This is a genomic window from Olleya sp. YS, from assembly GCF_029760915.1.
Lineage (GTDB): Bacteria > Bacteroidota > Bacteroidia > Flavobacteriales > Flavobacteriaceae > Olleya.
In genome coordinates this window covers 1,589,692-1,608,890 of the sequence record NZ_CP121685.1, presented here as the reverse complement: position 1 = coordinate 1,608,890, position 19,199 = coordinate 1,589,692, and the positions used below count along the sequence as shown (strand labels likewise).

Annotated in this window: 15 protein-coding genes and 1 tRNA gene; 6 read left to right on the top strand and 10 right to left on the bottom strand. The window is 32.5% G+C overall.

The window, feature by feature from the left end; translation table 11 throughout:
- Positions 1–5: 5 nt before the first annotated feature.
- From Ollyesu_RS07325 to Ollyesu_RS07315, 3 genes are all read right to left on the bottom strand, one after another.
- The gene (locus tag Ollyesu_RS07325; protein ID WP_279300583.1) at positions 6–557 is read right to left on the bottom strand and encodes a thioredoxin fold domain-containing protein; all 552 of its coding nucleotides are present in this window, start codon (positions 555–557) and stop codon (positions 6–8) included.
- A 102-nt stretch (positions 558–659) separates the two neighbouring features.
- On the bottom strand, positions 660–2,255 hold the full coding sequence (locus Ollyesu_RS07320; RefSeq protein ID WP_279300582.1) for a peptide MFS transporter: 1,596 nt from the start codon (positions 2,253–2,255) through the stop codon (positions 660–662).
- A 26-nt stretch (positions 2,256–2,281) separates the two neighbouring features.
- Positions 2,282–4,468, bottom strand: a complete 2,187-nt coding sequence (locus Ollyesu_RS07315) for a S9 family peptidase (RefSeq protein ID WP_279300581.1) — start codon at positions 4,466–4,468, stop codon at positions 2,282–2,284.
- A gap of 147 nt (positions 4,469–4,615) precedes the next feature.
- On the opposite strand from Ollyesu_RS07315, the gene Ollyesu_RS07310 reads away from it, so the two are divergent.
- Positions 4,616–5,914, top strand: coding sequence for a hydroxymethylglutaryl-CoA reductase, degradative (locus Ollyesu_RS07310; protein ID WP_279300580.1), 1,299 nt, complete (start codon positions 4,616–4,618; stop codon positions 5,912–5,914).
- Positions 5,914–6,825 (top strand): GYDIA family GHMP kinase, encoded by a 912-nt coding sequence (locus tag Ollyesu_RS07305; RefSeq protein WP_279300579.1) that lies wholly within the window; start codon positions 5,914–5,916, stop codon positions 6,823–6,825. The genes Ollyesu_RS07310 and Ollyesu_RS07305 overlap by 1 nt, the downstream gene beginning before the upstream one ends.
- A 67-nt stretch (positions 6,826–6,892) precedes the next feature.
- Here Ollyesu_RS07305 and Ollyesu_RS07300 read toward each other — a convergent pair whose 3' ends face one another.
- From Ollyesu_RS07300 to Ollyesu_RS07270, 7 genes are all read right to left on the bottom strand, one after another.
- Positions 6,893–9,031: a SurA N-terminal domain-containing protein gene (locus Ollyesu_RS07300; protein ID WP_279300578.1), complete on the bottom strand. Its 2,139-nt coding sequence runs from the start codon at positions 9,029–9,031 to the stop codon at positions 6,893–6,895.
- A gap of 133 nt (positions 9,032–9,164) precedes the next feature.
- Positions 9,165–10,454, bottom strand: a complete 1,290-nt coding sequence (locus tag Ollyesu_RS07295; RefSeq protein ID WP_279300577.1) for a hemolysin family protein — start codon at positions 10,452–10,454, stop codon at positions 9,165–9,167.
- Complete coding sequence (locus Ollyesu_RS07290; RefSeq protein ID WP_111659781.1) at positions 10,455–10,637, bottom strand: hypothetical protein; 183 nt, start codon at positions 10,635–10,637, stop codon at positions 10,455–10,457. It abuts the gene before it with no gap.
- Between the two features lie 59 nt (positions 10,638–10,696).
- Positions 10,697–11,251, bottom strand: coding sequence for an LPS export ABC transporter periplasmic protein LptC (lptC, locus tag Ollyesu_RS07285; protein WP_279300576.1), 555 nt, complete (start codon positions 11,249–11,251; stop codon positions 10,697–10,699).
- Entirely contained in the window at positions 11,251–12,582 is a 1,332-nt protein-coding gene (locus Ollyesu_RS07280; protein WP_279300575.1) for a hypothetical protein, read from the bottom strand. The genes lptC and Ollyesu_RS07280 overlap by 1 nt, the downstream gene beginning before the upstream one ends.
- A 19-nt stretch (positions 12,583–12,601) precedes the next feature.
- Positions 12,602–13,888, bottom strand: coding sequence for a hypothetical protein (locus Ollyesu_RS07275; protein WP_279300574.1), 1,287 nt, complete (start codon positions 13,886–13,888; stop codon positions 12,602–12,604).
- Complete coding sequence (locus Ollyesu_RS07270; RefSeq protein ID WP_279300573.1) at positions 13,888–14,616, bottom strand: type III pantothenate kinase; 729 nt, start codon at positions 14,614–14,616, stop codon at positions 13,888–13,890. Before Ollyesu_RS07270 ends, Ollyesu_RS07275 begins: the two co-directional genes overlap by 1 nt.
- 185 nt (positions 14,617–14,801) lie before the next feature.
- On the opposite strand from Ollyesu_RS07270, the gene Ollyesu_RS07265 reads away from it, so the two are divergent.
- From Ollyesu_RS07265 to Ollyesu_RS07250, 4 genes are all read left to right on the top strand, one after another.
- Positions 14,802–14,877 (top strand) — tRNA-Phe (locus tag Ollyesu_RS07265).
- Between the two features lie 116 nt (positions 14,878–14,993).
- Positions 14,994–15,467: a nucleoside deaminase gene (locus Ollyesu_RS07260; RefSeq protein WP_279300572.1), complete on the top strand. Its 474-nt coding sequence runs from the start codon at positions 14,994–14,996 to the stop codon at positions 15,465–15,467.
- 3 nt (positions 15,468–15,470) lie between these two features.
- Positions 15,471–16,880: an FAD binding domain-containing protein gene (locus Ollyesu_RS07255; protein ID WP_279300571.1), complete on the top strand. Its 1,410-nt coding sequence runs from the start codon at positions 15,471–15,473 to the stop codon at positions 16,878–16,880.
- Positions 16,873–19,194 (top strand): molybdopterin cofactor-binding domain-containing protein, encoded by a 2,322-nt coding sequence (locus Ollyesu_RS07250; protein ID WP_279300570.1) that lies wholly within the window; start codon positions 16,873–16,875, stop codon positions 19,192–19,194. The genes Ollyesu_RS07255 and Ollyesu_RS07250 overlap by 8 nt, the downstream gene beginning before the upstream one ends.
- Positions 19,195–19,199: the final 5 nt, after the last annotated feature.

Genomic DNA, 19,199 nt, shown 5'->3' with positions numbered 1-19,199 from the left:
GTAGACTAAGCGTTGTCCTTAAACGTGGCTTTAAACGCTTTATAATACTTATCAAAGTCTGCTTGTGTTTTCATGTCTTTATGCTTGTTAGACGTAAACATTTTTAAATACAGTTCTAGTTGTTGCGGTGTCTTATAACCTATAACTGGAGTAATTAAATTGGCGTCTTCGTCAAAAAATAATAACGTAGGATAGGATCTAATCCCTAAAGCTATTGCTAGCTCGTGTGACGAGTTTCTAGTTTTAGCTTTTGCAGGATTATACTTTGGATTAGTATAGGTTTTACCTTTAAAAGTCACTGTATCATTACCTTGAGCATTAAACTTTACTGCATAGTAATTTTTATTAATGTAGGCTATTAAATCTTTGTTTGTAAATGTACGTGCATCTAATAATTTACAGGGTCCACACCAAGTGGTATACGCATCCATTATTATTTTTCTAGGTTCTGTTTTTTGAAGCTCGACTGCTTCTTCTAATGTTATCCAATTAATTTGGTCTTGTGCTATACCATTAAAAGTAAATAGCATAGTAAAAACTAAAAGTATATGTTTCATTATTTAAATGTTTTGTTTTGTAGTCGCAAATAGCATTCCAAATTTACAAAAAAATAAAAACGCCTCAATATATGAGGCGTTTTTAAGTATTTTAACTGTTTGTTATTTAATTCCGTGCATCATTTTCTTTATTTTACCATTCAGAAGTAGCATAACTAGACCAGCAACAATTGGTATAATAGTAAATATTAAAAAGAAATATGTAAGTCCTGATTTTTCTAATATTGGATCCATAAAACTAGCTGTCCATCCACCAATGACACCAGCTAAGAAATTCGAGATAAACCAAATCCCAAACATCATTCCTACAAGTTTCGCAGGAGCTAATTTACTGACGTAAGATAATCCAACTGGTGATAAGCAAAGTTCACCAAGAGTGTGTAATAAAAATGCCAAAATCAACCATAACATACTTACCTTAGCGGTTTTTGCTCCTAATGGTATATCTAGAGAACCATAAGCTAAAGCAGCAAAACCAATTCCTACTAACATAAGACCCATAGCAAATTTGATTGGTCCTGAAGGATTGTATTTACTTTCCCACAATTTAGAAAAGAGAGGTGCAAATAGTATGATAAATAATGAATTTAGAACAGAGAACCATGTTGCCGGAACTTCATTTTTACCAGCATTGAAATCTCTAAATAACATCCAAATAACTAGTCCCCAAATAATTGCAAAACTTGTTCCTAAAAAAATATTTGACAAAGCATATTTACCAAAAGTTTGTTTAAAAAGTTTAAATAAGACCCATGTTAACACAAATAGAGGTACAATTGTTATAACAGCATTGATGATATTAAATGTAGTAGCAGAACTTCCTATTAAAACTCTATCAGTATAATCGTTAGCGAAAATAGTCATAGAAGAACCAGCCTGTTCAAAAGCCCACCAAAAGAAAACGGTAAACAATGCAAAAATCCCAATTACAGTTAATCGGTCTCTAGTAACTTTAGATTTTTTAGCTTCATCAACCACATCTTCAATATCATCTTCTATCTCTTCAAGAGAATTTTCTATAGCATCATCAATTTCTAATTGTTCTTTTGGCGTGTTTCCAATGTTACCAAAAATACCTTGAGCAAAATAAAATTGTAACATACCAAAAAACATGAATATTCCAGCTAATCCAAATCCATAATGCCATCCAACATTCTTTCCAATATATCCACAAAGGAGTATGCCTAAAAAAGCTCCAGCGTTAATTCCCATATAGAAAATGGTATAACCTGCATCTTTTTCTTTGCCTTGAGACTTATATAATTGTCCAACTATAGAAGAAATATTCGGCTTAAACATACCATTCCCTAAAATAAGTAATACTAAGCCCACATAAAAGAACCAGTCGCCAACTATCTCTAAAGCCATAGCTGCATGACCTAAAGTCATAACAAAAGCTCCAATTATCACAGCTTTTCGGTATCCCGTAAACTTATCTGCTATATAACCTCCAATAATTGGTGTTAAATAAACGAGTCCAATGTACCATCCATATAAAATAGAGGCATCAGCACGTTCCCAGTTCCAACCAGTATTCTCTCCTGTCAAAGGAGCAATTAAAAACAACACTAAAAGTGCACGCATCCCATAATAAGAAAAACGTTCCCACATTTCAGTAAAAAAGAGTACAAATAATCCTGACGGATGACCTAATACGGTTTTTTGATTGGTTTCTGAACCTCCAAATTTAAATTCCATAATTGTAAAATATTAGTTAGTTTATTTTAAAGTTTATCGCCTAAAGTACGATGTATAAAGTTTGTCATTTTTGTATATAAATGTAATCGTGTATTACCACCATAAATACCATGGTTTTTGTCTGGATAAATCATCCATTCAAATTGTTTATTAGCTTGTACTAAAGCTTCTACCATACGCATTGTGTTTTGTACATGCACGTTATCATCTCCTGATCCATGGATTAATAAAAAGTCACCTTTTAATTTATTTACGTGGTTTATTGGCGAATTTTCATCATAACCACTTGGGTTTTCTTGAGGTGTTGTCATGTAACGTTCTGTGTAAATGGTGTCATAAAATCTCCAACTTGTAACAGGTGCAACTGCTATAGCCATTTTAAACACATCATTACCTTTAAATAATGCGTTACTAGACATAAAACCACCATAGGACCATCCCCAAATTCCAATTCGGCTAGAATCAATGTATGGTTTTGCACCTAATAATTTTGCAGCGTCGATTTGATCTTCAACTTCATACTTACCTAACTCGTTTTGCGTTACTTTTTTAAAGTCAGCACCTTTTAATCCTGTACCACGACCATCAACACATGCTACAATATACCCTTGCTGTGCTAACATTTGGTACCAATAATCGTTTGCACTATTCCATCTGTTTGCTACTTGTTGAGAACCTGGACCCGAATATTGATACATAAACAATGGGTATTGTTTAGTGGCATCAAAATTGGCTGGTTTTATCATCCACATATTTAAGTCATTTCCATTAACCTTGATGGTCGAAAACTCCTTTTTAGATAATTGATAATCTTTTAAAGTTTCCTTTAAATCGCTATTATCTTTTATTTCTTTTAAAACCTGTCCAGTTGTAGCATCATTTAAAGTGTATAAATATGGTGTAGTTGCATTAGAAAATGTATTGATATACAAAGAAAAATCTGCACTAAAATCCGCATTATTAGTTCCTTCTTTTTGAGATAATCTACGTTTATCGGTTCCGTTTAATTTAATAGAATATACGTCTCTGTTTATACTTCCATTTTCTACCGACTGGTAAAAAATACGTTCTGACTTATTATCATACCCATAATAATCTGTTACTTCCCAATTACCTTTAGTCACTTGGTTAATAAGCTTTCCTTTTTTATCGTAATGATACACATGATTATAGCCATCTTTTTCACTAGTCCAAATAAAAGTTTTGTCTTTTAAAAAGGTTAAGTTATCTGTAATATCAATATAAGCATTGTCTTTTTCTTCGATAACTAAATACGATTTATTTTCTTCTGCATCAATCATCCATAAATCTAATTCGTTTTGGTGACGATTCATGTAAATAGCACTAAGCATGTTTCCTCCTTTTGACCATTTTATTCTTGGAATATAAAAGTCTGAATACGTTTTTTCAACTTTAACCTCTCGAAGCTTGTCTTTGTTAATATCGTATATATGAAGTGAAACTTCTGCATTTTTTTCTCCTGCTTTAGGGTACTTAAAAACAGTTTGGGTTTGGTACAAATCTTTTCCGTACACATCCATAGAAAACTCCGGAACATCAGTTTCATCAAATCTAATAAAGGCTATTTTATTACTATCAGCATTCCAATCAAAAGCACGTACAAAAGCAAATTCTTCTTCATAAACCCAGTCTGTAATTCCATTTATAATTTTGTTTTTTTCGCCATCAAAAGTAAATTGCTTAGTTGTACCAGTTTTTAGGTCTTTGACATAAAGATTATTATTTAAACCGTAAGCTATTTTATTTCCGTCAGGAGAAAAGGTAGGTTCTTGAATTTTCTCTTCAGCAACCAAGGTAGTTTGCTTTGTTTTGGTATTGTATACGTAGTATTTTCCTAATGATGAGCGTCTAAAAATAGATTCTTCTTCAGTAGCTAAAAGTATTTGGCTTTCGTCATCACTAAAGGTATAATCCGTAAAGTATTTAATATCATTTAAGGAAGAAGAACTCACTAAGGTATTTACTTTTTCTAATGTCTTGTAATCATAAATATCAATTGTAGTTGCACCATTGGCACGATCAAAATTTAACACGGAATATTGTTGTCCGTTTTTCATCGAGTGTAAAGCATCTAAACCTTCAGTTCTAAACGTACCACTCCAAATCTCTTCTAGTGTAATTTGCTTATTTTGAGCAGTTAAAAATGTTGTTGTTAAGACACAAAAAAGGGATAGAATTCTTAAAATCTTCATTTAATTATAATAATTTAATAATAGGATGTCAAGTTTACTAAAAAATACCCAAAAAACCCTAAATATTAACAGATAAATCAGCAATAATCTAATGGTAAGTAAAAATTGAATGGGTAAATAGTATCTTTGCAATTCAAAATAAATTGTATGAGTGCGTTAGTTTCCGGATTTTCTAAATTATCTAAAACCGAAAAGATTGATTGGCTGATAAAAAACCATTTATCTACACATAAAGATGCAGAGCACATCCTAAAACAATACTGGAATAGTGATGATAAGCTACAACAATTGCATGACGAGTTTATAGAAAACACAATTACCAATTATTATCTACCTTTTGGTGTGGCACCTAATTTTGTGATTAATGACAAAATTTACACCATACCAATGACCATTGAAGAAAGCTCTGTGGTTGCTGCTGCTAGCAAAGCTGCTAAATTCTGGCAAACACGTGGTGGATTTAAAACCAAAGTAATATCTACTACTAAAATTGGTCAGGTCCATTTTACTTATAAAGGTCAATTGCAAAATTTACAAGAATTTTTCACCACAGTTAAACCACAATTAATTGATGATGCTAAACCCATTACCACCAACATGGAAAAGCGTGGTGGAGGTATTCTAGACATCCAATTAATAGATAAAACTACCGCTTTAGACCATTATTACCAGTTGCACGCCACTTTTGAAACGCTAGATGCAATGGGAGCAAATTTTATTAATTCTTGTTTAGAGCAGTTTGCAAAAACATTTAAAGCTGAAGCTGAAAAACATTTAGCACAACCAGTAGATATAGTAATGAGTATTTTATCCAACTACGTGCCTGAATGTCTAGTTAGAGCAGAAGTGAGTTGTCCAATTGAAGATTTAGCCGAAAAAGATATTAATCCACAACAATTTGCTGAAAAATTTGTACAAGCTGTTAAGATTGCAGAGGTCGAGCCTTACAGAGCTGTAACCCATAACAAAGGTATCATGAATGGTATTGACGCTGTTGTACTTGCAACAGGAAACGATTTTAGAGCTGTAGAAGCTGGCATCCATGCGTACGCCTCAAAAGATGGACAATACAGTAGTTTGTCACACGCTAACATAGAAAACGGGATTTTTACATTTTGGGTGGAAATACCATTAGCTTTAGGTACTGTTGGCGGATTGACCAGCTTACATCCTTTAGTAAAATTAGCATTAGATATATTAGAAAAACCTAGTGCAAAAGACTTAATGCAGATTGTTGCTGTTGCTGGATTGGCTCAAAATTTTGCAGCTTTACGCAGTTTGACCACTACAGGAATACAAGAAGGACACATGAAAATGCATTTGATGAATATTCTAAATCAGTTTGAGGCGACAAACGATGAAAAAGAACACATTGTCAACCATTTTAAAACTCATGTGGTAACCCATAGTGCTGTTGTGGAAGCTATTGAAAAATTGAGACAATAATGCAAACCTTTTACAGTTCAGGAAAATTATTATTAACCGCAGAATATGTAGTGCTTGATGGTGCAAAAGCATTAGCTGTTCCGACTGTTTTTGGGCAACATTTAAAGGTGGAACCTATTGACCAACCCAAAGTGATTTGGACTAGTTTTACTAAAGATAATACGGTTTGGTTCGAGGATGAACTTACCTATATGCAAATTGCTTCGTCGTACACGATTAACAATGAGGTTTTTAATAGACTTATACAGATTTTAAATGCTGCACAACAGTTAAATCCAAATTTCCTGAATGGTAGTAGTGGTTATAAAATTAGTACGTTATTGGAGTTTCCAAAAAACTGGGGATTGGGTACCTCATCTACTTTAATTAATAACATTGCAACTTGGGCAGACGTAGATACCTATACATTATTGGAATTGACTTTTGGTGGAAGTGGTTATGATATTGCTTGTGCGCAACATCAAACAGCTTTAATATATCAGCTACAAAACAAGCAACCTCAAGTTGAAACTATATCTTTTAATCCTTCATTTTCTGAACACCTCTATTTTGTTCATTTAAATAAAAAGCAAAATAGTCGAGAAGGGATTGCACATTACAAAGCTAATAGAAGTCATTTAACTGAAACTATAAGAGATATTAACGCTTTGACTGATGCATTTGTAACCTGTGATGATTTAAACCAATTTCAAGAATTGATAGACCAACACGAATCTATAATTGGTAAAATCACCAATCAAAAACTTGTAAAAGAGGAGCTTTTTAAAGAGTTTAAAGGTAGTATTAAAAGTTTAGGTGCTTGGGGAGGCGATTTTGTTTTAGTTGCTTCTAAAACCAATCCTACAGATTATTTTAAATCCAAAGGATTTGATACCATACTAAAGTATGACACAATGGTTTTAAACAAATAAATTATTATTAAAAAGAAAAAGCCTCTTGATTATCTCAAGAGGCTTTTTTTATATTTAAAATCGAGTTTTACTGTACTGTTTTTGCTCTGTAATCTTCAATCTCTGCTGCATCTTTAAGCGCATTGTACAATCTTGCTTGTACTGCACTTAATTTTTGAGAGCTAACTTGATTAGCAAATGGTAAGTAGTTATCTAACTCTACTGCTGATGTCTTTTTAGTCACTTGCACCATAAATACCCCAGAATTACCTTTTATTAATTTAGAAGTTGCTCCTTCTTTTAACCCAAATGCTGTTCCTACCACTAAAGGCTCTTGTCCAGCTCCAGCGATGGTTGGGTTTTTCATATTAATTGCAGATGATGATTTTACCGTTTGGTTTTCTGCTGCTGCAAAATCTTCAAGTGTTGTTGCACTTACACGATCCATGATTAATTTTGCTTTCTTTTCTTTTCTTACAGCTGGTAATGCAGTTACAGATGCATCTTCAACACTCATTAATCCTTCTTCTTGTTTAGCTGTTAATTGTGCAATTACAATACCACCTGGTACATTATCAAAACGCTTGTAGTCTCCTATTTCTGATTCGTCTTCAAAAGCCCAACGTACAATTTGACGTTGATTTCCTAAACCAGGAATATTTTCATCCAACTCTTTAGCAGTCATTGGACGCACTTCGTAATTTTCTTTTTTAGCTACTTCTGCAAAGCTTCCGTTAGCAATTGCTAGCTCAAAGTTAGACGCATTTTCAAAAACTTTATCTTCTGTAGCAGTAGATGGTTCAATTTTTCTAGCTACAGTTGCTACTTTTACTGCAGTATCTACATTTTTCTTATCGTCAACTCTAATAATATGGTAACCAAATTTAGTTAACACCACATCAATGCTTCCTTTATCATTAAAAAATAAAAAGTTTGCAAAATCTGGATCAAAACTAGCAGGATTATAAGTTGTTAATCTTGTCCAACCTATACTTCCGTCTTTCCCTTTAGTTCCGTCAGAATTGATTTCGTTAGCAACTTCAGCAAATTTTGCTTTATTATTTTTTACTAATGGAAAAATACTATCAACCATTGCTTTAGCTTCCTCTTTAGTTCTAGTGACATCTGCTGCAGCTCTAGTTGTTCCAACAAAAGGAATGATAATGTGACTAGACTCGATTGAATCGGCAAGTTTTTTATAATCTAAAACCTTTGTTACTTTATAGTAACCAGCATCTTTGTAAGGTCCATAAACTTGACCTGCTTCTAGACTAAAAATACTGTCTCCTATTGCTTCAGGGAAACTTGATTTATATTGGTACTTGTCTACAAATTTTAAGTCGTCAGAGTTACCATTAACAAATGTCTCTGGGTCTTTTGTATTTAAAAAACCTACTCTAGTATCTGTCTCTTTAGTTGTTTCGTTGTAAACTTCCTGATCTTTAAATAATTCTTTTAAATCGTTTTGGATATTTGTTTCATCTTCTAAAGACGCTTCTTCTTTAAAAAATACATACTGAAATGTTCTGCTAGCATCAGCTTGATACGCATTAGCATTTTTATTGATATAGTCTTTAATCTCTGAAGTTGACACTTTAATGGTGCTATCTGCAATAGACGTGTAAGGTACTTGTACGTATTTGATATCTACTTTTTCGCTCTCTAATTTATGCTCTAATTGTCCTTCTGCTAATGTTGCAGTAGTCCCAGCTTTAACCATATTAAAATAGTTAGCTTGTAAAGCGTTAGCAGCTAAAGATTGTTCTCTTGCTACCCAATTTTGGTAAGCTTCTTCAGATGAGCTTTTTAAATTATCGATAAACAATTTTAATTTAGACTCGTCAAAAAGACCCGCTTCGTTTAAAAACGTAGGGTCGTTTGCATAGGTGGTTTTAATTAGGTCTCTCATTTGGTCAGCCTCTACAGTCATACCTAATTTATCTATCTGACCATCCATTATAATTTCTCTAACCTTAGCTTCAAAAACACCATTCATAACTTGACTAATTGAAGAACCTGGTCTTTGTTGTTGTTGAAACTCGACCATGTTAGAAAACTCTTCTCTAGAGATGTCCTCTCCGTTTATTGTGGCTACAACGTCTGGAGACTTAGAAAATAATGCGTCTTTATTATCAAATAAACTTGATAAAATAAAAGCAAATAATGCTAATGCAATAACTAAGATTAATACGAATGTTTTTTGTCTAATTTTATTTAAAATTGCCATTTTATATTATGAATTTTGTGAAATATAGTGGGCGAAAATACCATTTTCTATTCAATAATAAAAGCACTTTTTACAATAAATAGATGAAAAGAAAATTATAGTATAAAAAAGGGGCTTGATTTAAAGCTAAAGCCTAATCTTCCTCTTTTATTTTAAGCTCTACCAAGTCTATTTTAGTATTGGAAACTTCAATGATTTTAAAGTCAAAATTTTCTGTAGAAACCACTTCATTTTGTTGCGGAATTTCTTCTGTATGGTCTACAATTAATCCACCTAAAGTTTCATAGTTTTCACCTTCAGGTAAATTTAGTTTATAGGTTTCGTTTAAATAATCTACTTCTGCTCTAGCAGAAAACACATACGTGGTTTCATTAATTTGTTCTTCAATTAAATCTATGGTATCGTGTTCATCTTCAATTTCTCCAAAAAGTTCTTCAACAATATCTTCTACAGTCATAATACCAGAAGTCCCTCCATACTCATCGACTACTACTGCAATACTTTTTCGTTTTTTTATAAGTACGTTTAAAATATCTTTAATTAGCATGGTTTCTGGAACTAACTCTATAGGCATAATCATAGCACCTATATTTTTTGGTTTTTTAAATAACTCAAACGAGTGTACATACCCTAAAATGTCATCTATAGTTTCTTTGTACACTAAAATTTTTGAGCAACCTGTTTCTGTGAACAAAGCACTTAGGTTTTGAATGCTGTCTTGCAATTCTATAGCTATAATTTCTGTACGAGGCACCATAACCTCTCTAGCTTTGACTTCTGAAAACTCTAATGCGTTTTGAAAAATCTGAATTTCGGAATCTATATCTTCATGCTCCTCAATACTTTCCATTTGCTCGCTAATATAATGCCCAAGCTCTACCTTAGTAAAAGCCAGTTGTACTTGGTCTCCATCGGTTTTAAAAAACTTTTTTAGGACGACATCACTTATCCAAATTACAAAATCTGACACCCAACTAAATAGTACATAAAACATATAAGCTGGAAAAGCTAATACTTTTAATAAAGTGTTAGAATAAATTTGAAAAAAGACTTTAGGTAAAAATTCTGCAGTAAATAATATAAGTAATGTCGATAAAATGGTTTGCGATAATAAGCTTAAATCTGTAAGTAAATAAGTAATTAATGTATTGTTACTTGGTAGCATACCTTGAAACCAATCCATTAACAAATCACCCATAAAAAATCCATAAATAACCAATGCTATATTATTACCTATTAGCATAGTAGCTATAAACTTGGATGGTTTAGCTGTAATTTTTGATAGAATATTTGCTAAAAATCCGTCTTGTTTTTTTTCAATTTCTATATGAATTTTATTGGAGGACACATAAGCTATCTCCATTCCAGAAAAGAAAGCAGATAAAATTAAACAAGCAACTATAATAACTATTGAAGACATCATTTATTGACGGTCTTGGTTATCAAATTTTTTATTGAATCTTTTTCTAAAAAAGAACATAAAAATTGCGGTCAAACCTAATAGCAAAGACATGATTCCTCGTTCTTCCCAACTAAAAATAGCATCGTATAAAAAAAGTGCTGCAAAAACTAAATAAGCGTATTGAAAAAATTTAAAGATTTTCATTAAATAATAGTGTTGTTAAGTAAAGATACTAAAAAAGTACTGTTAGAGATATTTAAAAATTAGTCTTGTACAGCAAATTGACCTGTAACGCCTAAAACTTCAGCTTTTTTAAAGTCTTTATCAGAGTCAAAACCTAGTCCACTAGTAACATATCCTTTAGATCTATACGTGGCTGGTTGATTGGTAAATAACCATTCCTTTTTCTGGTCATAATACAATTGCTCTGCATATAATGTATCTTGCGTTGGTGTTGCAGCAATGACGTTTCCTCTTAGATCTATTAAATCTGTATTATTGTAGACAATTGCATAATCTGAAATAATTGTAGTTTGTGCATTATTTATATCATACAAATGTAAAATTACTCCTTCAGGAAACTCAGAATAAGAGAAACTTCTGTTACTAAAATCGTACATTTTGGGACTAACTAGGTTTGCTGACAAACGACCAGAGTCTGTGTATTTAACGTTAATACTATCTGAGACACCTACTGGATCGTTAGCAGATATGCTCATTTTATTAACATCTTTTAAATGATTATTACATGAAAAAAACAAAGTCATAGCAATTGCTATGACTAAGTTTTTAATACTATGTAATTTATGTTTTGGCATTATAAATTTGGTACTGTTACACTTCTACCTATCCAACATCCAATTCTAATGCTTTGTCCTGCATTACCTTCTGTAAATATTTCAGACTTTGAAGGTGCTTTAGCTCTATAACTTGCAGCTAATCCACTGTTTCCAGATTTATCTGCTTCTATTGCAGCTAACCAGAATACTGCACGCTTGTTAAAGTTTGTGTCTCCACAATTGTTTGCGCTAGAAGCATACATTCTTGCAATATGCTCATGAGGCTTTTTGTTAGATGGATTTAACTTTAAAGACTCCTGGAAGTATTGTCTTGCTTTACCATAACTACCACTACTTTTAAAGTCTAATGCAGCTCTGTAATATAATTTAGCCTTTTTAAACGGATCTGTTTCTAAATCCATAGTTTGATCTAAGTACTTTTGCTCTCCAGTAATAATATACAGGTAGTAAGCTGTACTAGCATCTGGCTGTATCGTATTTTTTTGCTTAACAATAGTAACAAACATTGGATCGTCTTTACATCCTTTAGAGTATAACTTGTTCATGGCACGTTGTAACCATACTGCATTATTCTTGTTAGATTCGTAATCCTTTTGGTATAAAGGAATTAAGTTTTGACAATTTGCTCTGTCTCCTAAATCAGAATCTACACCATCTTGTACTTTTTCAAAAGCTTCAATCATTTGACCATAGTACTTTTTATACTTACCTTCTTTTTTAGTTAAAGCAGTTCCAGCATCTTCTTTTGTAATTAACTCGTTTAATTTTTTAGAATTATATGCAGTTTCATCTTCAATTTTTTCTGATACGTCATCATACTTATCAAATAAGTTTTGAGCTGTTTTGCTACCAGAATCATACAAACTTACCATTAACTTAAAGTATACGTAAAGACTTTTAGCATTTTTAAAGTTATCTTTATCTGTTTTGTAAGCAGCATCAAAACAATCATATAAATCTTGATCTGACAATCCTAATGCAGCTTTATTATCATACTTTAATTGACACTGTTCTGCAAGGTATTCTCCTGTTGGAGATTCGCTAGCAAAATTTGCCATTCTTTCATCAAACATTTTAATTAAATCATTGATGTAAGCAATTTTATCTGCTCCTGAAGATTTATCTATATAATGATTTAATATTTTTTCACCATATACATATATTGCTTTGTTGTATTTAGGACAATCTTTTCTTAAGTCCATAAATGGCTGGTATGCAGCCTCGTAATTTTTTGCTTTTGCAGACTCTGTCATTAAAGACAATTTAGTCATACACTCTTCATTGCTTTGTGCAAACCCTACATTTAATCCAAACATTAAGGCAATTAATAAAGTAATTTTAGTTTTCATAATCTTAAATTTTATGCTGTTAGTCATATTTTCTTTTTTGAAACCATCTATCATTTAAAGATAGACTTAATTGGAAACTTATAAAATTCTCTTTTACCAAATTAGCGTTTGTTGTTCCTCTTTGTCCCAACTCTAAACCTATGTTAGCATTAGAGAATACATTTCCAACTGGTAAACCTACTCCAAAAGACATGCCAAACTCTTTTATAGATTGATTATTAATATTTAATCCTGTGTTCTCAAATCTAAGTCCAGCTCTGTAAGTTGCTCTTTTCCAATACTTAGAGAACGAATTGTATTCTGGAATATAAAATCCACCAATAGATAATTTTGACGCATCTTCAAATGTAGCACCAACATTACCATAAAACGGATTGAAAAATTCGCTGGTATTTTGTGATACATATTCAACACCTGCAAACCATTTTCTTGGCTCACCTAATCCTGCTCCAAAACTAAATTTAGAAGGAAGTGTTAATTTAGTTTCTTCTAAATTTGATGCTGCCAGATCAACTTCTATATTACTTTCTTCTGTTCCATTATCTGTAAAAATAATTCTTTGGTTTCTTGAAGTTAATTCAGCTTCAGGCGCATAGGTAACAGATCCTTGAAATTCTAACTTAGAATTAATCATTTTTTGATAATGTAGTCCTAAATTAAAGTTAAGTCCACTTATATCTGATCTGTTGTTCTCAGCAGTAAAATAATCTAAAGGCTCTCCAGAATCGTTAAACACAATATTTATAGTATTGTTTCTAATATTCCCAAAATCATAATCCATCTCAACACCAATGCTTAATGCATTATTAATTTGATATCCTAAACTAAAAAATGCCTTATTAACTCCTCCATCTCCAAAATATCTAAAATCTACTCTGCCTTCACTGTCAAGTGTTTCTAACTCATACCCAACAGAAGTATATGGTAATAATCCAAATCCAAATCCAAACTTACCAACTGGTACAGATAATGCTAAATAATTAAAAGTACTACTTTGGGCTTTGTCGCTACTAGTTTCCGTTTTTAAACTTGTACTGGTAAAACTACCTCCAACAGTAAATTTTACTGGTCTAGATTCGTTATTAAATGAGGTTAAGTTATTTCCTGTGAAAGTTGCAGGATTTTGAAAATTTATATGAATACTATCTTTGTAAACACCCAAACCTCCCATACTACGGTTTTCTACAGATCCTTTAAATTTTAAACTTCCTATTCCGTAAAACGAATAAGGTGAAGCGGTACCATCCTGACCGTAACTTTGAATTGCAAATAATGCAATAAAAACTAATACAAGTTTTTTTATCATTAGACTATGTTATATTGTAATATAAAATTCAAACCCTCTAGTAGGAAATTTGAGTTGGCAAATATGCTACTTTTTAATTGTTTAGACAAAAAATTAGCATCTCCTCCTGTTAAAATTATTGTTAAATCTGAATAATCAGACTTATATTGATTTATAACTCCTTCCATTTCGTTTACAATTCCGTTAACAACTCCACTGTGTATAGACGAAGTTGTTGAATTACCTATAAAATGTTCCGAAATCTTGGTTTCCAACAATGGCAAATTAGCTGTTTGGTTATGTAACGCTTGATAACGCATTCTAATTCCAGGGGAAATAGCACCTCCTAAATATTCGTTTTTAGTATTTATAAAATCATAGGTGACACAAGTTCCAGCATCTATAATTAAAACATTATTATCCGAAAATTGTTGCACAGATGCACAAACTAAAGCAATTCTATCTATCCCTAAAGTTTTTGGTGTTGCATATAAATTTAAAAACGGAACAGGTGTTTCATGATTTAACTCCAATAATTTAAATTGATCATTTAAATACTGCATCGTTTTGTCATCTAAATGTCCAACAGAAGATACAATTGCGTTATTAATATTAGAATCCGTTTTTTTGAAAGTTTTTAGACTTTTTAAAATATCTGATGTATTAACAATTTCCCTTTTAACCATACTGTTTTCTTTAAAAACAGCTAGTTTAGTTCTGGTATTTCCAACATCTATAACTAAATTCATATAACGTCTAAAAACGCTAAATTTACAAAACCAATGTAATAAAAGTCTTAATAATTTTATAATATTGAAATAGAGCCATCTAAACACTTAAAAACTAATATACCAGAAATACTCATTAAATTTTGTAATTTTTGTTTTGCTAGTTCTAAAAATGAATATATATTTGCATCCGCAATTATGCGACTGGTGCCTTAGCTCAGTTGGTAGAGCAAAGGACTGAAAATCCTTGTGTCCCTGGTTCGATTCCTGGAGGCACCACCACTAAAAACCCGATTCAACTGAATCGGGTTTTTTGGTTTTAAACACTAACGTATTCAATATTAATTCACTACAAAAAGTAGTATATTAGCTATTGCAACATTTATCAATACTAACAAATGACAGATAAAAAACAATTTATGAAAGAAGCTGTAAATGCAGCGTTAAAGGGAATGAACAACAATGAAGGTGGACCGTTTGGTTGCGTTATTGTAAAAGACGGAAAAATTGTAGGTCGCGGTAATAACAAAGTCACCTCAACAAACGACCCAACAGCACATGCAGAAGTTACAGCTATTAGAGATGCTTGTAAAAATCTAGATTCTTTTCAATTAGATGGTTGCGAAATTTACACCTCTTGCGAACCTTGCCCAATGTGTTTAGGTGCCATTTATTGGGCAAGACCAGACAAAGTTTATTACGGAAGCAATCAGGTTGATGCAGCTAATATTGGCTTTGATGACGAGTTTATTTACAAAGAAATCCCTTTACCATATGAAAAACGAAGTATCCCTTTTGAACAATTAGCTCGAGACATTGCTTTAGAACCCTTTCAAGAATGGACTAAAAAAGAAGATAAGACTGAATATTAACACATGATCACCTTCATCCTAAATAATAAAACTATAAAAACGCCAGAACATTCTGGAATGACCTTATTGGATTTTGTTCGTTATGAGCAACGTCTTACAGGAACTAAAATTGGATGTCGTGAAGGTGATTGTGGCGCATGCACTGTTTTAGTTGGAAGCTTAAAAAATGACACTATTGAATACCAAAGTATCACTTCTTGTATTTCGCCTTTAGGAAATGCACATGGTAAACATATTGTAACGGTTGAAGGCACAAACCTAAAAGACAAACTCACCACTGCTCAAGAAGCCATGAAAGCCAATTACGCGACACAATGCGGATTTTGCACACCTGGTTTTGTAGTTGCTTTAACTGGTTATGCGTTATCAAATTCTGAAAATAACTATAGTAATGCGCTTGATGCCATAAGCGGTAATATTTGCAGATGTACAGGTTATAAAGCAATAGAAAAAGCAGCACATCAAGTGGTCGAAAAATTAGAGCATCAAAATAAAAATTCTATTAATTGGCTTATTAAAAATGAATTTATTCCAGAGTATTTTGAAAGTATTCCAAAGCGTCTAAAAGACATTGAAATCAAAGATTTAAATCAGCCTAAAGGAAAATATGTCGCTGGAGGAACTGATTTATATGTGCAACAACCCGATCATTTAGCAGATAATAACGTGCATCTTATTGCAGAAAAAGATTATTTAAAAGGTATTACTATAGACAATAAAGTTTGCACTATTGGAACCAATGCAACCGTTTCAGATTTATGGAATCATAGCGACTTAAACACCTATTTTCCAAATCTAAAAAAACACTTAAAGTTAGTATCTTCGGAACAAATTAGGAATATGGCATCCTTAGGCGGAAATCTAATAAATGCCTCTCCAATTGGAGATATGACCATTTTCTTTTTAGCTTTAAATAGCAATATCACTATTATAGATGACAATCAAAAAGAAAGAACTATTGCACTCAAAAACTTTTACCAAGGGTACAAAACCTACGATTTAAACGAAGGTGAACTACTAAAAGACATTAGTTTTAAGCTACCAACAAAAAACTCTTTTTTCAATTTTGAAAAAGTATGTAAACGTACACATTTAGATATTGCTAGTGTGAATTCTGCAATGCATATTTCAATTGAAAATAAAACTATTTCTGATGCTCACGTGTCTATTGGAGGAGTTGCAGCAATACCTAAATATTTGCATGAAACCTCAAAGTTTTTGATTGGAAAACCTTTAACTTCAGAAACAATACACGAAGCTAATAAAATATTACAAAAAGAAATCAGTCCAATTAGTGATGTTCGTGGTACAAGCGATTATAAACGTTTGTTAGGAAGACAGTTATTCTATGCTCATTTTACCGAATTATTTCCGAAGCAATTCACCTTAAACGATTTTGTTCAGCATGCATAAAAACAATTCAAATACCAGTTTAGATTCTAAATTAGATGCTGTTTCACAATCGTTAAAACAAAGCATAAAAAACTTGGATTCGTATACGCATGTTCGTGGAGAATCGTTGTATGTGGATGACGTTAATATTAGACAAGGTACGTTTCACGCAGTGGTTTTTGATTCGCCAAAAGCACACGGAAAAATAAAATATATTGACTATTCAAAAGCGAAAGCATTAGAAGGTGTTATCCGCATTTTTACCTACAAAGATATTCCTGGACAAAATGAAATTGGAGGCATCATTGCAGACGAACCATTATTTGCAGAAGGCGAAGTCCATTTTTGGGGAATGCCAATTGCGCTAATTGTAGCAGAAACCGAATTTATAGCTCGACAAGCAAGACGACTAATAGACATTGAAATCGAAGATTTACCAGTAATTACAACTGCAAAAGAAGCCAAAGTAAAAGGAAGCTTTATCAATGCACCACGATCTTTTAGTTTAGGTAACACCGAAAAAGCTTTCAAAAATTGTGATTATGTTTTTGAAGGCGAAACGTTCTCTAATGGTCAAGAGCACCTATATATCGAAGCACAAGGTGCCTATGCAGAACCTTTAGAAAATGGTAATATAAAAATTACTTCTTCAACTCAAGGACCTACTGCTGTGCAAGCCACTACTGCTCGTATTTTAAATGTAGCGATGCATAAAATTGAGGTGGACGTAACGCGACTTGGAGGTGGATTTGGTGGTAAAGAAGACCAAGCCACTCCTTGGGCTGTTATGGCTGCTTTGGCAACCTATCATCTCAATCAATCTGTGAAATTAATATTGAATCGTCATGATGATTTACGTATGACTGGCAAACGTCATCCATATGAAAGCGCATATAAAATTGGCTTATCCAAAGACTTAAAAATCCTAGCTTATCAAGCGGAGTTTTTACAAAATGCTGGTGCAGCAGCAGATCTATCTCCTGCAATTGCAGAACGAACCTTATTTCATGCCACCAACAGTTATTATGTACCAAATGTAACTACAACTGTTTTAAGTTGTAAAACCAACTTACCACCAAACACAGCGTTTAGAGGGTTTGGTGGACCACAAGGTATGTTTGTTATTGAGTCCGCAATTGCAAAAGCTGCTCATGAAATTGGAGTATTACCAAGACAAATTCAGGAAGCCAATTTGTTAGATGAAAACGACACCTTTTCCTATGGTCAAATAGCTAAAAAAGTAGAAGCCAAAAACACCTGGTATTCTGCGAAATCATTATTTAATATTGAAGCTTTAGAACAAGACGTTAAAGATTTTAATAAAAAAAATACAGCCTTCAAAAAAGGAATCTCTTTTATGCCAATTACTTTTGGTATTTCATTTACCAACACACCTATGAATCATGCTCGTGCGTTGGTACATATTTATTTAGATGGAAGCGTTGGAATCAGTACTGCTGCTGTAGAAATGGGACAAGGTGTCAATACTAAAATCATGCAAATTGCTGCAGATGTATTTTCCATTCCTATAGAAAAAATAAAGATAGAAACCACCAATACAACTAGAGTTGCAAACACCTCTCCTTCTGCTGCAAGTTCTACTGCAGACTTAAATGGAAAAGCTACTTTAATGGCTTGTAACGCTTTAGTTGAACGTTTGAAAATCGTGGTTTCGGAAGATTTAAATACTTCAGAAAAAGATATCACTTTAAAAGATGAATTTGTATATGTTAAAGGAAAGAAATCAGAATTAACTTGGACGCAACTCATCGGTAAAGCCATGTTAAAACGTGTAGCATTAACCGAAAATGCACATTACGCTACACCAGAAATTCACTTTGATAAAACTAAAGAAAAAGGTCATCCTTTTGCGTATCATGTTTACGGAACCGCAATCACGACTGTTACTGTCGATTGCACTCGTGGGACTTACGAGTTTGAAAGTGTAAAAATTGTGCACGATTACGGAAAAAGTATGAGTAAAGGGATTGATTTAGGTCAAGTAGAAGGTGCTTTAGCACAAGGCATTGGCTGGATGACCATGGAAGAAATTGCTTATAATAATGAAGGAAAACTATTGTCTAATGCGTTGTCTACTTATAAAATTCCGGATATATTTTCAGTACCAAAAGATGTTGAAGTCATTCCTGTAGAAACAGAAGGTCATGACCTAGCCATATTAAAATCCAAAGCGGTTGGTGAGCCACCTTTAATGTATGGTATTGGCGCTTATTTTGCAATTCAAAATGCTATAAAAGCTTTTAATCCTGAATACAATTTAAAATTTCATGCACCAATGACACCAGAGAAAGTTTTAATGAGCTTGTATAAATAGAACAT

Coding starts and splice junctions, on each gene's coding strand:
- Ollyesu_RS07325 (WP_279300583.1), bottom strand. CDS start 557: ATGAAACATATACTTTTAGTTTTTACTATGCTATTTACTTTTAATGGT.
- Ollyesu_RS07320 (WP_279300582.1), bottom strand. CDS start 2,255: ATGGAATTTAAATTTGGAGGTTCAGAAACCAATCAAAAAACCGTATTA.
- Ollyesu_RS07315 (WP_279300581.1), bottom strand. CDS start 4,468: ATGAAGATTTTAAGAATTCTATCCCTTTTTTGTGTCTTAACAACAACA.
- Ollyesu_RS07310 (WP_279300580.1), top strand. CDS start 4,616: ATGAGTGCGTTAGTTTCCGGATTTTCTAAATTATCTAAAACCGAAAAG.
- Ollyesu_RS07305 (WP_279300579.1), top strand. CDS start 5,914: ATGCAAACCTTTTACAGTTCAGGAAAATTATTATTAACCGCAGAATAT.
- Ollyesu_RS07300 (WP_279300578.1), bottom strand. CDS start 9,031: ATGGCAATTTTAAATAAAATTAGACAAAAAACATTCGTATTAATCTTA.
- Ollyesu_RS07295 (WP_279300577.1), bottom strand. CDS start 10,454: ATGATGTCTTCAATAGTTATTATAGTTGCTTGTTTAATTTTATCTGCT.
- Ollyesu_RS07290 (WP_111659781.1), bottom strand. CDS start 10,637: ATGAAAATCTTTAAATTTTTTCAATACGCTTATTTAGTTTTTGCAGCA.
- lptC (WP_279300576.1), bottom strand. CDS start 11,251: ATGCCAAAACATAAATTACATAGTATTAAAAACTTAGTCATAGCAATT.
- Ollyesu_RS07280 (WP_279300575.1), bottom strand. CDS start 12,582: ATGAAAACTAAAATTACTTTATTAATTGCCTTAATGTTTGGATTAAAT.
- Ollyesu_RS07275 (WP_279300574.1), bottom strand. CDS start 13,888: ATGATAAAAAAACTTGTATTAGTTTTTATTGCATTATTTGCAATTCAA.
- Ollyesu_RS07270 (WP_279300573.1), bottom strand. CDS start 14,616: ATGAATTTAGTTATAGATGTTGGAAATACCAGAACTAAACTAGCTGTT.
- Ollyesu_RS07260 (WP_279300572.1), top strand. CDS start 14,994: ATGACAGATAAAAAACAATTTATGAAAGAAGCTGTAAATGCAGCGTTA.
- Ollyesu_RS07255 (WP_279300571.1), top strand. CDS start 15,471: ATGATCACCTTCATCCTAAATAATAAAACTATAAAAACGCCAGAACAT.
- Ollyesu_RS07250 (WP_279300570.1), top strand. CDS start 16,873: ATGCATAAAAACAATTCAAATACCAGTTTAGATTCTAAATTAGATGCT.